At 70.7% G+C, this 13,175-nt stretch carries 12 protein-coding genes and 1 pseudogene; 6 read left to right on the forward strand and 7 right to left on the reverse strand.

Annotated features, from left to right (window positions below; translation table 11 throughout):
* From B2K11_RS16630 to B2K11_RS16640, 3 genes and pseudogenes are all read left to right on the forward strand, one after another.
* A pseudogene (locus B2K11_RS16630) lies at positions 1–185 on the forward strand (aminopeptidase); the annotation flags it as partial.
* A 167-nt stretch (positions 186–352) separates the two neighbouring features.
* Positions 353–1,573 carry a formaldehyde dehydrogenase, glutathione-independent gene (fdhA, locus tag B2K11_RS16635; RefSeq protein ID WP_163619899.1) on the forward strand — a complete coding sequence of 407 codons (1,221 nt, stop codon included), beginning with the start codon at positions 353–355 and terminating at the stop codon, positions 1,571–1,573.
* Positions 1,574–1,628: 55 nt separating this feature from the next.
* Positions 1,629–2,027, forward strand: coding sequence for a heme-binding protein (locus B2K11_RS16640; RefSeq protein WP_163619901.1), 399 nt, complete (start codon positions 1,629–1,631; stop codon positions 2,025–2,027).
* Between the two features lie 67 nt (positions 2,028–2,094).
* Here B2K11_RS16640 and B2K11_RS16645 read toward each other — a convergent pair whose 3' ends face one another.
* Entirely contained in the window at positions 2,095–2,730 is a 636-nt protein-coding gene (locus B2K11_RS16645) for a VOC family protein (protein ID WP_163619903.1), read from the reverse strand.
* 178 nt (positions 2,731–2,908) lie between these two features.
* Between B2K11_RS16645 and B2K11_RS16650 the strand changes: the two genes are divergently transcribed.
* Both B2K11_RS16650 and B2K11_RS16655 read left to right on the forward strand, forming a co-directional pair.
* On the forward strand, positions 2,909–3,475 hold the full coding sequence (locus B2K11_RS16650; protein WP_163619905.1) for a dihydrofolate reductase family protein: 567 nt from the start codon (positions 2,909–2,911) through the stop codon (positions 3,473–3,475).
* A gap of 107 nt (positions 3,476–3,582) precedes the next feature.
* Complete coding sequence (locus tag B2K11_RS16655; protein ID WP_163619907.1) at positions 3,583–4,290, forward strand: YqaJ viral recombinase family protein; 708 nt, start codon at positions 3,583–3,585, stop codon at positions 4,288–4,290.
* Between the two features lie 31 nt (positions 4,291–4,321).
* Here the strand turns inward: B2K11_RS16655 and B2K11_RS16660 are convergent, their stop codons facing one another.
* The 6 genes from B2K11_RS16660 to B2K11_RS16685 form a co-directional block, all read right to left on the reverse strand.
* Positions 4,322–4,825, reverse strand: a complete 504-nt coding sequence (locus tag B2K11_RS16660; RefSeq protein ID WP_163619909.1) for a 2'-5' RNA ligase family protein — start codon at positions 4,823–4,825, stop codon at positions 4,322–4,324.
* 49 nt (positions 4,826–4,874) lie between these two features.
* Complete coding sequence (locus B2K11_RS16665; protein WP_163619911.1) at positions 4,875–6,800, reverse strand: ABC transporter ATP-binding protein; 1,926 nt, start codon at positions 6,798–6,800, stop codon at positions 4,875–4,877.
* The gene (locus B2K11_RS16670) at positions 6,797–7,714 is read right to left on the reverse strand and encodes an ABC transporter permease (RefSeq protein ID WP_163619913.1); all 918 of its coding nucleotides are present in this window, start codon (positions 7,712–7,714) and stop codon (positions 6,797–6,799) included. Before B2K11_RS16670 ends, B2K11_RS16665 begins: the two co-directional genes overlap by 4 nt.
* Positions 7,711–8,667, reverse strand: coding sequence for an ABC transporter permease (locus B2K11_RS16675; protein WP_163619914.1), 957 nt, complete (start codon positions 8,665–8,667; stop codon positions 7,711–7,713). The genes B2K11_RS16670 and B2K11_RS16675 overlap by 4 nt, the downstream gene beginning before the upstream one ends.
* A gap of 66 nt (positions 8,668–8,733) precedes the next feature.
* Entirely contained in the window at positions 8,734–10,398 is a 1,665-nt protein-coding gene (locus B2K11_RS16680; RefSeq protein ID WP_163619916.1) for an ABC transporter substrate-binding protein, read from the reverse strand.
* 63 nt (positions 10,399–10,461) lie between these two features.
* Entirely contained in the window at positions 10,462–12,246 is a 1,785-nt protein-coding gene (locus B2K11_RS16685; protein WP_204260166.1) for an amidohydrolase, read from the reverse strand.
* A gap of 167 nt (positions 12,247–12,413) precedes the next feature.
* On the opposite strand from B2K11_RS16685, the gene B2K11_RS16690 reads away from it, so the two are divergent.
* Positions 12,414–13,100, forward strand: coding sequence for a TetR family transcriptional regulator (locus B2K11_RS16690; protein ID WP_163619917.1), 687 nt, complete (start codon positions 12,414–12,416; stop codon positions 13,098–13,100).
* Positions 13,101–13,175 lie beyond the last annotated feature (75 nt).

Raw genomic sequence — 13,175 nt, forward strand, 5'->3', positions numbered from 1 at the left:
ACGCGATCGCGGCGGCCGTGCTGACCTATGCCTACTCCACCGAGACGGTGAACGGCGTCGTCGGCGCGAAGGTGCCCGGGAACTTCGCGTTCCCGGCTCCGGCCGGGCCTGAGGGCACCGTCAACCTTCCCGGTGGCGGCGGCCTTGCGCCTGACCATGACCACGAGCACGGCGACGTCGACTGAGTCGATGCGCTGAGCGAGGCGGGGGTGCCGTACCGGCATCCCCGCCTTCGTCTGCGCCCTCTCAGCGGACCCATTGCGCTGACTCTTCGGGAGGACGAAGCTCGGACGCGAGCCCCAGCACGACAGAGTCGCACGACGATGTCCGTCGCACGACGGAGAGGACGAAGATGTCCAGCAACAGGGCCGTCGCCTACAAGGGCCCCGGCGAGGTCGAGGTCATCGACACGGATTACCCGGAGTTCGAGCTGAAGGACGGGCCGGGCGTCAACCCGGCGAACGTCGGCAGGAAGGTGCCGCACGGCGCGATCCTCAAGACCGTGAGCACGAACATCTGCGGTTCGGACCAGCACATGGTGCGCGGCCGCACGACGGCACCTGCAGGGCTCGTGCTCGGCCATGAGATCACCGGTGAGGTCGTCGAAGTCGGCCCCGACGTCGAGTTCGTCAAGGTCGGCGACATCGTCTCGGTGCCCTTCAACATCGCATGCGGCCGCTGCCGCAACTGCAAGGAGGGCAAGACCGGCATCTGCCTCAACGTCAACCCCGACCGTCCGGGGAGCGCCTACGGCTACGTCGATATGGGCGGTTGGGTCGGCGGCCAGGCGGAGTACGTGCTCGTACCGTACGCCGACTGGAATCTGCTGGTCTTCCCCGACCGCGACCAGGCTCTCGAGAAGATCCTCGACCTCACCATGCTCTCCGACATCTTCCCCACCGGGTTCCACGGCGCGTACACCGCCGGCGTCGGCCCGGGATCGACCGTCTATATTGCGGGCGCCGGACCCGTCGGCCTCGCCGCTGCGGTGGGAGCACAGCTGCTGGGTGCGGCGGTGGTCATCGTGGGCGATCTGAACGAGGACCGCCTTGCCCGTGCGCGCTCGTTCGGGTGCGAGACCGTCGACGTGTCGAAGGGCGACCCGAAGGATCAGATCGAGCAGATCCTCGGTGTGCCCGAGGTCGACAGCGGCGTCGACGCCGTCGGGTTCGAAGCGCGCGGACACGGAGCGGATGCCACGCACGAAGCACCCGCCACGGTGCTCAACTCGCTCATGGACCTGACCGCGGCGGGCGGCGCGCTCGGCATCCCGGGTCTGTACGTCACCGGCGACCCCGGCGGCATCGACGAGGCCGCGAAAGTCGGGTCGCTGTCGCTGCGGCTCGGCCTCGGCTGGGCGAAGTCGCTCTCCTTCACCACCGGCCAGTGCCCTGTCATGCGCTACAACCGCCGCCTCATGATGGCGATCCTCCACGACAAGGTCGCGATCGCCGATGCCGTCGGCGCCACCGCCATCGGACTCGAGGACGCCCCGCAGGGGTATGCCGATTTCGACCAGGGCGCCGCCAAGAAGTACGTGCTGAATCCCAACGGGTACATCCAGTCCACCTGACAACGAGCGGATTCCTCGGTCGAGGCATCCGCTCGCCGACGAAAGGAACACCACCATGTCCGTCACCCTCGATGACGCCCGTCGCGTCATCACCGCCGCAGAGAAGCGCGCCGACGAGATCGGCCAGCCCATGAACATCGCCGTGGTCGACGCGGGAGGCAACCTGGTCGCCCACGTCCGTCAGGACGGCGCATGGATCGGGAGCGTGAACATCTCGATCAACAAGGCCTGGACCTCACGTGCGTTCGACATCGAGACGAAGACCCTCGGTGACAACTCTCAGCCGACGCAGCAGTTCTACGGCATCCACGCCACCAACGGCGGCAAGGTCGCGATCTTCGCCGGCGGCGTCCCCCTCTCCCGCGACGGCGCCGTCGTGGGCGCGGTGGGCGTCAGCGGCGGCTCGGGCGACCAGGACCAGACGGTTGCGGAGGCAGGCGCCGCCGCCTTCTGACGCACCTTCCTGCTGCCGACGCGCCGCCGCTGCTCGCGCCAGGGGCACGTCGACCTGTGGCCGTCAGCTACTCGCGCCAGGGGCAGAGGTCGACCTTGTGGCCGTCGGCATCCGCCAGGGTCCACCACTCGGGCGCGTGGGAGTCGTCGACGATCACTCCGCCGGCGGCGAGCGCAGCCTCGAGGCGCTTCTCGATCACGTCGCGGGGAGCGTTCACGTCGAGGTGGGACCTGCCGCGCAGCGGCTTGTCGACGGGCTGGAACCAGATCAGAGGACCCCGTCCGTCGGCGTCGAACAGCACGCCGTCGCGCACTTCGCGAAAGCCCGTCGCGGCCTTCCAGAACGCCAGCGCGGCACGGGGATCGGGTGTCGCCACCGCGAGCATCAGGTCTTGCATCCGCTCGGTCTCTGCGCGGATGTCGAGCTCGCGGGCCGCCTGGGAGATCTGCGCGGCGAGCGCGGCATCCTTCGCCGTCAGCCCGCCCGCCGAATGGGTGAGCAGCCGTACGCGCACGGTGGCGAAGCGCACGTCGACGTCGGGATGGTGGTCGGCCGCCTCGGCGAGGTCGGCGATCGCCGCGAACAGCTGCGCCCCGGCCGCGAAGCTGCCGGTGCGGAACAGGGCGAAGGCGCCGGTCACGCGGGGACGCCAGTCCTCGACACCCGGGAACGCGCGGAATTCGTCTGACGTGATGGTGCTCATGATCCCGAGGATGCCACCGCCACCGCCGAGCGCAACCCCTGTGGCGGTCCGGCGGCGCCGAGGAGCGGCACGTCGTGCGGGCCCCATGCGCGATGCGGACCGGCTCGATAGGGTCTGAGGAGGCTGGTCGACATCCGAGCGGCGGGAGTTCTCGCTGCCGACATCGTGAGGTTCCGATATGGGCAAAGTCGCGTGGGGATTCACCTGTTCGCTCGACGGTTTCATCGCCGGGCCCGACCATGACATGGGCTGGTTGTCGGCAGCGGAGCCGATGGCGCCGGGCGCGACCGAGCGCATGGCGGCCGAGGTCGGCGTGATCATCGCCGGGAGAGACGGCTACGACGCGGCGAAGGCCCAGCAGGGCGAGCGCGACGAGATGACCTCCGAGGCCTACGGCGGCGCATGGTCGGGGACGGAGTTCATCCTCACGCACCGTCCTCACGAGATCGCAGACGACGCCTCCGTCGTCGCGTTGAACTGCAGCGTCGTCGAGGCGATCCGCCGGGCGCAGGAGATCGCGGGCGACAAGGACGTGCAGATCATCAGCGCGGACATCGCCCGCCAGGCGCTCGAGCACGACCTCATCGACGAACTGCAGGTGTTCGTCGCACCGGTGTTCCTCGGTGACGGCACCCGCATCTTCGATGTCCCCGGCGGGCGTCGCTACGACTGGGAGCTGGCCGAGATCTACGAAGGCGCCGAACGCAGCCTCGGACGGACATACCGGCCGAAGCGCAGCCGTTGACAGGCTCTCGCGCGCCTGGCGCGCGTCATCGGCCGGACGGTCGGCGACCCGGCGTTCCAGGTGCGTCGCAGGCGGCGGATGTCGGGTCGGCGGCGTAGCCTCGGAGGGTGAACCCCGAGCACGCCGCCGCACGCACTTCGGCGCTCGCGGCGCACGCCCCGGACGTCGCCGCCCGCATCGTTGCGGACTCGCGGGATCGCGTCGCCTGGGTGCGCGCACGGTCGCGCGGCATCACCGCGACCGACGTTGCGAGCCTGACCTCCGACCGCGCCATCGGCCGTGCCGCCGACGCCAAGCTCCTCGGCTCGGGCTTCTCGGGCAACGCCTACACCGCGCACGGCCGTGCGCGTGAGCCCGAGATCGCCGGGTGGGTCGCCGCGACCCACGGCATCCAGCCCTCGTCGGCGCTCTTCCACGCCGTCGTCGAGAAGCGCCACCTCGCGACCCCCGACGGCATCGCCGTCGACGCGTCGGGGCGCATCATCCTCGCCGAGATCAAGACGACGAACAAGGCCTGGCGCAGCATCCCGCGCTCCTACCTGCGGCAGGTGTGGTGGCAGCAGCACGTGCTCGGCGCCGAGCGCACCCTCGTCGCCTGGGAGCAGCACGACGGCTTCGTGCCCGTCGGCGACGAGCCGCGCTGCGCGTGGGTCGATCGCGACGAAGCCGAGATCGCGAAACTCGTGCGCCTCGCCACCGCCCTCATCGACGAGCTGTACCTGCGCACGACGCGCTCACGACAGCAGGCGGAACGGATGCCGCACCCGCCTGCCGCGCCGCGTGAGCCGTTCCGCGCGCTCGCCCTCGCCGACTGATCCGGCTGCCGTGCCCGGCTGAGCCGGTTCCTCATCGCAGCGTGGTCACACGCCGCGCATCGGCGTCCCAGATCCGCGCTCCTGTCGCTTGCCCGACGAAGTTCGGCGCTTTCATCAACCGCATCGCCGTCGCCAGTCGCGGGGCGGTGAGCCCCCGCGCCAGAGTGATGTGCGGCGTCCACCGGTCGATCCCGGTGTTCGAGTACCGCGGCTCGGGTCGACCGGCGATCTCTGCGACGACGCGGTGGATCGCCAGGAGCGGCGCGCTCACGACGACATGCCGCGCGAGCACGTACCGGTCCCGATGGCCGAGGAGCACGACTCCTGCGAGCTCCAGGGTGATGGGGAGCAGGTCAGCGATACCGTCGAACGCCGATGGATCGAGCCGGTCCCGCACCGCGAGCGTCAGGTGCGGACGGTTGCTGGGTGCGGGATTGCGCCCCGAGCTCGGCAGATCGGCCGCGAGCAGTCGATCCCAGTCATCCCGGACCGCGCGGTCGAGCTCGGCATCCGGACTCAGTTCGACGCTGAACACGCCTCCATACTCCTCGAACCGACCGTGCCGCGCGACGACGGCCCGCCGCTCACCGTGCCTGTCCCGACGCCTCGACCTTCGCCGCATCCACCGACGCGGCTTCCGCATCGTCGTCGGCGACCCCGTCCGAGCCCTGGGCATCGATGCCTGCATGCTCGACCTCTGCGCCCGCCTGCTCCGGATCCCAGCCGGGCTTCGGCACGGAGTCGATGAGCAGCCGCGTGTACTCGTGCTGCGGGTCGGCGAGCAGTTCGTCCGTGCGTCCCCGCTCGACGATCTCGCCGCGGCGCATCACGACCGTCTCATCGCACACCCTCCGGACGACGGCCAGGTCGTGGCTGATGAACAGCACCGTCAGACCGCGCTCCCGCCGAATGTGGTCGACCAGGTCGAGCACCTGCGCCTGCACCGAGACGTCAAGCGCGCTGGTCGCCTCGTCCATCACCAGCACGCCCGGCTCGATCGCGAGGGCGCGCGCGATCGCGACGCGCTGCCGCTGTCCTCCCGAGAGGGTGCGCGGCCGCGCCGCGGCGTGCTTCTCCCCCAGGCCCACCTGCGCGAGCAGGTCCCGTACACGCGTGCGAGACTCGGAAGCGCTGAGTCGCCTCTCGCTGCCGGTGCCGCCGTGCAGGCGTAGGGCGTCCTCGATCGCGCGGCCGGCCGTGATGCGCGGATCCAGCGACAGATAGGGGTCCTGGAACACCATCTGCACGCTGCGCGCGTGCGCCAGTCGCTCCCGGCGGCCGCGGGGGACCGCCGTCCGTGCACGGCCATCGATGCGGATGTCGCCGCCGTCGGCGCTCTCGAGGCCCACGACCAGGCGCGCCAGCGTCGATTTGCCCGATCCCGACTCCCCCACCACACCGAGTGCACCGCCACGCGGCACGGTGATCGAAGCCTCGATCACCGCGTGCACCGGCTCCTTCCCGCGGCGGTGATACGTCTTCGAGATCCCGAACGCCGCGAGCATCGGCGTGGCCGGCGCCGTTGGCCCCGACAGCGCAGTCGGGACGTGGTCGGAGCGCTCCCCGAGGGGCCAAGGGTCCGTCCGCAGCGGACTCCGTCCATCGGTCGCGGCAGGCACGTCGCGCGGAGGCGCGGTTCCCTCCGCCGCGCGAGACACCGGGGCGCTGCCGAAGAGCGTCGGGGTCGCGGCGACGAGCCGGCGGGTGTACTCCGCCTGTGGGTCGCGCAGCACGTCGTGTGCACGCCCCTGCTCGACGATGTGTCCGCCGCTCATCACGTAGACGCTGTCGCAGAGCGAGGACGCGAGGTTGAGGTCGTGTGTGATGAACAGCATGCCCATGCCCCGGCGTGCGCGCTGCTCGCTGAGCACGCCGATGATCTCGGCCTGCGTCGTGACGTCCAGGGCGGTGGTGGGCTCATCGCACACCAGCAGTCGCGGCGACGTGGTGAGCGCACCCGCGATCATGACGCGCTGCAGCATGCCGCCTGAGAACTCGTGCGGATACTGGCGCAGGTGCTCCTCGGGGCGCGGCAGGCGCACGGCGGTGAGCAGTTCGACGGCGCGTGCTCTCGCGGCATCCGCTGACCACCCCTCGGCCAGCCGCAGCGCCTCGGTCAGGTGGTCGCCGATGGTGCGCATCGGGTTGATGCCGGCGCGCGGGTCCTGGAAGATCATCGCGGCGCCGTGCCGGCGGAGCCCCCGCAGTTGGGGGGCGGTGGCCGTCAGCACGCCCGCCCCGCCGAGCACGACGTCGCCGGTGGTGACGGCGCGCGGGGGAAGGAGCCCGAGCACGGTGCGGGCCGTGAGCGACTTGCCCGAGCCGGACTCGCCGACGAGCCCGACCGTCTCACCCGCGGCGACCGAGAGCGAGATGCCGTGAAGCAGCCGCGTGCCGTCGGCGAGGTCGAGCGTCAGATCACGGATGCCGAGCAGGGCCTCACCGTGCACCGCAGGCGCTTCGGGGATACCTGTGGCGGCCGGCTCGGCGACGGAATCGTGTGCGTTCATGCCGGGATCTCCCCTCCGATGCGGTCGGAGACCTCTTCCCCGATGATGTTGACCGCCACGACGACCACGACCACGGCGACCGCCGGCACGATCGCGGGCAGGAAGTGCCCGCCGATGAGCCCGGCCTGCGCCTCGTTGATCATCGCGCCCCAGTCGGCGGTCGGCGGCTGCACGCCGAGACCGAGGAACGACAGCGCCGCGAGCTCCGCCAGGACGTAGCCGAAGTTCAGCGTCGACTGCGCGCCGACGATCGGGGTGACGTTCGGCAGCACACGGCGCAGTGCGATCCATGGTCCGGAGAACCCCTGCACGCGGTAGGCCGCGACATACGGCCGGGTCCGCTCGGCAGCGACGAGCGACCGCGTCAGGCGTGCCACGAAAGGCGCGTACGCGATGCTCATGGCGATGACCGGCGCCACCAGGCCCTTGCCGAAGAGCGCCACGGCCATGATGGCGATGAGCAGCGACGGGAAGGCGAAGAGCACGTCGAACACGCGGCCGAGTGCGGCATCGATCCAGCCGCCGCGCCAGCCCGCGATCAGGCCGAGAAGGATGCCGAGCACGGTCGACGCGATCACCACGAGGAGCGGCCCGAGCAGCGCCGTGCGCGCACCGTAGATCAGGCGGCTGAGCGTGTCGCGTCCCAGGCTGTCGGTGCCGAGCCAGTGCGCGGCGCTCGGCCCGGCGTTGACCGCGGCGAAGTCGACGGCGTCGGGGTTGTACGGGGCGAGGAAAGGCGCGAAGATCGCGGCCAGCGTCATCGCCGCGACGACGCCCAGCGCGATCGCCAGGGTGAGGCCGGCGCGCCGCCGGCGAGGCGCTCGCAGCACACCGACGGCGAGTGTCGCGGGGCTCGTGCGCTTCGACGCTGCGCTCGGCGCGCCGGTCGCGGGCGGCGGGGTCGTGGAGGTCATCGGGCACCGGCTCCGGCAGCGGATCGAGGGTCGATCCAGGGTTCGAGGACGTCGATCACGGCGTTGACGAGCACGAACGCGGTGACGACGAGGAGGACGATCGCCTGCACGACCGGGAAGTCGAGGCGGTCGACCGACTGCACCAGCAGCGAGCCGATGCCAGCGAGGCCGAAGGCCGCTTCGACGATGGAGCTCGACACGAGAAGGCCGGCCACGAGCATCCCGCTCACCGTCAGAATCGGGCCGACGGCGTTGCGGAAGACGTGGCGACGCACCACGGTGCCGCGTCTGATGCCGCGGCTGATCGCCACCTCGACGTGCTCGCGGCCGAGCTGGTCGATCATCGACGAGCGGGTCACCTTGCCCACGAGCACGACGAACACGATCGCGAGCGCGATGGACGGCAGCACCAGGTGGTACACCGTGTCCCAGAAGCCGTCGCCCGAGCCGAACGAGGGGAACCAGCCGAGCTGCACGGCGAACACCGCGATGAGCACGATCGAGCCGACGAACGATGGGACGGCGCCGAGCACGGTGAGCCCGATCAGGATCGAGCGGTCGGCGACCCGCCCCCGCGAGAGTGCGGCGAGCGCGCCCGCGGTCAGTCCGACGACCGCGATCATCGTGCCTGCCATGACGACGAGGCCGAGCGTGACCGGCAGGCGCTCGCCGAGCACGACGGTGACGTCCTGCCGGTACTGCAGCGAGCGGCCGAGATCACCGTGCAGGAGCCCGCCCACCCACGTCAGGTACTGCTGCCACGGCGGCAGGTCGAGTCCGTACTGCGCGGTGATCTGCGCCACCGCCTCGGGGCTCGGCTTGCGCCCGCGCAGCAGGAACGCGACGGGGTCGCCCGGCACCAGGAACCGCGAGAAGAACACGAGGACGGATGCCAGGAACAGCGTGAGGAGCAGACCTCCGAGCTTGCCGGCGATCCGGCGGACGGCGGTCATGATGCGACGCCGTCCGCGAACGAGGCCGGACGGGGCCTGGCACCCAGCGCCAGGCCCCCGCTCAGGTCACCGCGAGCCAATGGTCGCCGCCCACGGGTAGTAGAGGAACGCCACCGACGGTGCCACGCCGGTCACGCGGTCGCTCAGGAACACGGTCATCGGCCCCTCGAACAGCGGCAGCCAGGGCAGCTGCTCGTTCGCGATGCGCTGCGCCTGAGCCGTGATCTCGCTGCGCTGCGCCGGGTCGTCGATCGCGACGGCCTCGTCGACGAGCGCATCGAAGTCCGGATCGCTCCAGCCGCCGTAGTTGCTGAACTCCCCCGTTCGCAGCACGCCGTACATCTCGAGAGGGTCGGGGCTCGAGAGATACCAGGAGGTGTAGAAGAGGTCGACGCCGTCGCGCGCGGCCGGGTCCGAGAACAGGGCGGTGTAGGCGCTCGGGCTCACGGTCTGGATCGTCGCCTTCAGCCCGATCGCCTGCGCGGCCGCGGCCGCACCCTGCGAGATCACGGCGAAGTCGTTGCCCAGAGGTGCCGTCGCGATGACGATCTCCTCACCTGCCACGCCCGCGTCGTCGATGAGCTTCTTCGCCGCTTCGAGGTCGTACGGATACTCCTCGAGCCCGTCGAACGCGTCGACCAACGCCGCTCCGCTCGCACCCACCCACACCGACTCGGTGGTGAGCGCGTTCGTGACCTCGCCGTAGCCCTGGACCGCGGCATCCAGGATCCCCTGCCGGTCCATCGCCAGGAGCAGGGCCTCGCGCACGCGATCGTCACCGAGCGGGCCTTCGAGATCGCTCACGATCAGACTGCCGACGGCCGTGTTGAGCCCGAAGTAGACGTCGCCCTTGCCGGAGCCCTGCAGCTGCGCGATCGCGTCGGGCGGGATCATCCAGCCGCCGTCCACCTCACCGGATTTCAGGGCGTTGACCCGGGCGTTGGGGTCGGTCATGAAGAGCACCTCGACCTCGCCCGCCCGGGCGCGCAGCGCCTCGTCCCAGTAGTCGTCGTACCGCGTCAGCGTCACCGATTCGCCGGGCTTCCAGGCGGTCAGCTCGAAGGGCCCGGTGCAGTTCACGAGGCCGGTGGAGTTGCCGTAGTCGGCGCCCTTCTCGGCCAGCGACGCGGCCGACTCGACGACGCCGGCCGAGCCGCCCATCGCAAGGTTGAACTGGGAGTCGGGCCGTGTCATCGTCACGGTCACCTCGCGCTCGCCGGTCTGCTCGATCGCGGCGACGTTCTGGTACGCCGAGTACCACGACGAGCCGACCTCCGGGTCGAGGTGGCGGCTCATCGACGTGACGACGTCGGCGGCGGTGAGCGGCGTGCCGTCGTGGAAGGTGACGCCCTCACGGATCGTATAGACCCACGTCTCGGGCGTCGGATGCTCGAACGACTCCGCGAGGCCCGGCGACAGCGTGTAGTCGGGATTGAGGCGCAGCAGCGACTCGCACACGTTCGCGAGCACCTGGTTGTCGGCGTAGTCGAACGCGTAGGCGTAGTCGAGGGAGTACGGCTCGGAATAGCTCACCCAGGTGAACGAGTCGATGTCACCGGACGGCGCAGCCGTCTGGGCGGTGAGCTCCCACTCGGGCGCGGCGGTCGCATCGGGCTCGGCCTCGGCCGGGGTGCACGCCGAGAGGACGAGCGCGCCCACGAGACCGGCGGCTGCCAGAGCGCCGAGGCGATGGACGGCGGATCGACGGGTGGTGCGTCGAGTGGGGATCATGGTGCTCCTCGGGTACGGACGTCGGTGTCGGGTGGAGAACGATCGGGGACGGCGCGTCGTCCGTCAGTGGAGGCTCGGGACGGGCGTCCCTATGGCGGGGTTGCCCAGGTCGGAGGCATCCGGGCTGTCGGCGGTCGGCGACGCCTCGTCGCGGGCGTAGACGCGCTCACCGTCGATCCACGTCGAGACGACCTGACACGCGTACAGCTCCTCGGCGGGGACGGCGAACGGGTTGGGCTCGACGACGACCAGGTTCCCGAGGTAGCCGGCGCGGACCAACCCGGTGTCGTGGTCGCGGTGGTTCACGTAGGCGGTGCCGGACGTGTACGCGGCGAGCGCCGTCGCGAGATCCAGCCGCTGGTGCGCGCCGCCCAGCGGCTCGGCATCCGACAGCGGCGCGACCCGGTTGACGGCGATGTGCACACCGGCGAGCGGATCGGCGCTCGAGACGGGCCAGTCGCTGCCGCCGGCGAGGCGTACGCCGGCGCGCCGCAGATCGCCGAACGGGTACTGACGGGATGCCGCCGACTCGGCGAGGAACGGCAGGGTCAGGTCGTCCATCTGGTCTTCGTGACATGCCCACAGCGGCTGCATGTTCGCGACCGCCCCGACCGCCGCGAAACGCGGTACATCGGTCTCGTCGATGACCTGGATGTGCGCGAGGTGGTGACGCCCGTCTGTGTCGCCGTTCGCCGCGGCCGCCGCCTCGACCGCGTCGAGCGCCTCTCGGACGGCGCGGTCGCCGAGGGCGTGGAAGTGCAGCTGGAAGCCGGCGGCATCAGCCGCGATCGCGTACTCGCGCAGCTTCTCGGCGGGGATGAACGACAGCCCGCGGTTCTCGGTGTGGTGCCCGTGACCGTCGCGGTACGGTTCGAGCATGGCGGCCGTGTGGTTCTCGGCGACGCCGTCGACCATGAACTTGATGGAGCCGAGCGAGAGCCGATCCTCATGGCCGAGCGCGGCGATCTCATCGCGGAGGTGGATCATCTCGTCGAGCTGCCCGATGCCGTCCGCCCGCTCCCACCACTGCGCGCCGACGACGTGCGCCTTGAGCGTGCCCTCGGCGAGCGCGCGCCGGTAGGACGCGAGTCCGCCGGCGATTCCCGGGAAGTCGCCGACGAGCGCGTCCTGCCATCCCGTGATGCCCTGTGCGAGCAGGTCTCGCTGCGCCCGCAGCAGCCCGGCGTACGCGAGGTCCTCGGAGACGGTCGGGCGCACGGCGGCGAAGAGGTCGGAGGCGCCCTCGTGGAAGGTGCCCGCAGGAAACCCGTCCGCCTCGCGCTCGATGCGTCCGTCGGCGGGGTCGGCGGTAGCGGCATCGATGCCTGCCAGGCGCATGGCCGCGGTGTTCGCCCACGATGAATGGTGGTCGCGGCTCGCGAGCAGCACAGGCCGGTCGGGAACGATGGCGTCGAGCGCGCCCCGCAGCGGTGCGCCGCTGGCGAAGTGATCCATCGACCACCCGCCGCCGACGATCCATTCGGCATCGGGATTCTCCGCGGCGTAGCGGGCGATCGTGGCAAGGGCATCGGCGGCGTCCTCGGAGCCCGTGAGGTTGCACTGCAGCAGTTCGACGCCGCCCGACATCGGGTGGATGTGCGCGTCCTGGAAGCCCGGCGCCAGCAATGCGCCGGCGAGGTCGACGACCTCGGTGTCGGGACCGATGAGGACGGATGCCGCTTCCTCGCTGCACACCGCGGCGATGCGCCCGTCGCGCACCGCGACGGCGAGACCCGTCAGCGCCTCGCGGCTGCCCGCAGTCACGAGGTCGGAGCTGAACAGCGCGCCTCCGGTGAACACGGTGTCTGCGAACGGCGTCTGTGCGTCGTCAGGAACGGCAGCGGCCACGGGACCTCTCCTTCGTCATTGAGCGGGGTTGCTCGACGATAGACTGACGTCATCGTCGATGTCAACGCTGTTGACCACATTGATGACACCACCGGTATGCTGGGCGCGTCACGGCGTCGAGCCGCGGCTCCGTGGAACGATGGACGGCGACGGTGAAAGCGGGGATCATGGCGGCACGCAGCGGAGCGACGTCCGAGAAGTCCGGCGGCAGGCGCCTGGATCGAGCGATGATCATCGCGGCCGGGCTGGAGCTCGCCGAGACCACCGGCTCGACGACGCTCTCCATCCGGGAGCTGGGCGCCAAGCTCGGCACCGATCCGACCGCCGTCTACCGGCATTTCCGCAGCAAGGACGACCTGATGGGCGCACTGCTCGACGAGCTCACGGTGCGCAGCCTCGCCGCCGTGACCGCGCCGCCAGAAGACTGGCAGGACCGCCTGCGCCAGCTGGCATCCGCCACGCTCAACGAGCTCTCGCGCTACCCGGCCGTCGGCCAGGAGGCCATCGTGCTCACCACGCACGGGCCGGGCGAACTCGATGCGATCGAGTTCATGCTGGACGCCTTCTCACGGGCAGGCCTTGAGGATGAAGACCTCGTGCAGCATTACGCCCTGATGGCGACGCACGTCCTGTCGTCCGCCGCCGGCGTTGCGCGGGCGCGGACCGAGCGCGGCTCCCCCTCACCCTCGAGCTCCAGCCCGTGGTTCGAGGGCCCTCTGCTGGTCGACCCCGTCAACCACCCCCACATCGCGCAGATCTCGCCACAGCTGCTCGCTCTCGAGGATCGCGAGCTCTTCACCCTCGGCGTCGAGTGGATCATCCGCTCCGCCGAACGCTCCGCGATTTCCGCCTGAGCCTCGGCGGCATGCGCATCTGACCTTCTCGCGCACCGATAGTTGACGCACGTCAACCATCGGCGTATAGTTGAC

It is taken from the genome of Microbacterium sp. B35-30 (genome assembly GCF_010634855.1).
GTDB lineage: Bacteria > Actinomycetota > Actinomycetes > Actinomycetales > Microbacteriaceae > Microbacterium.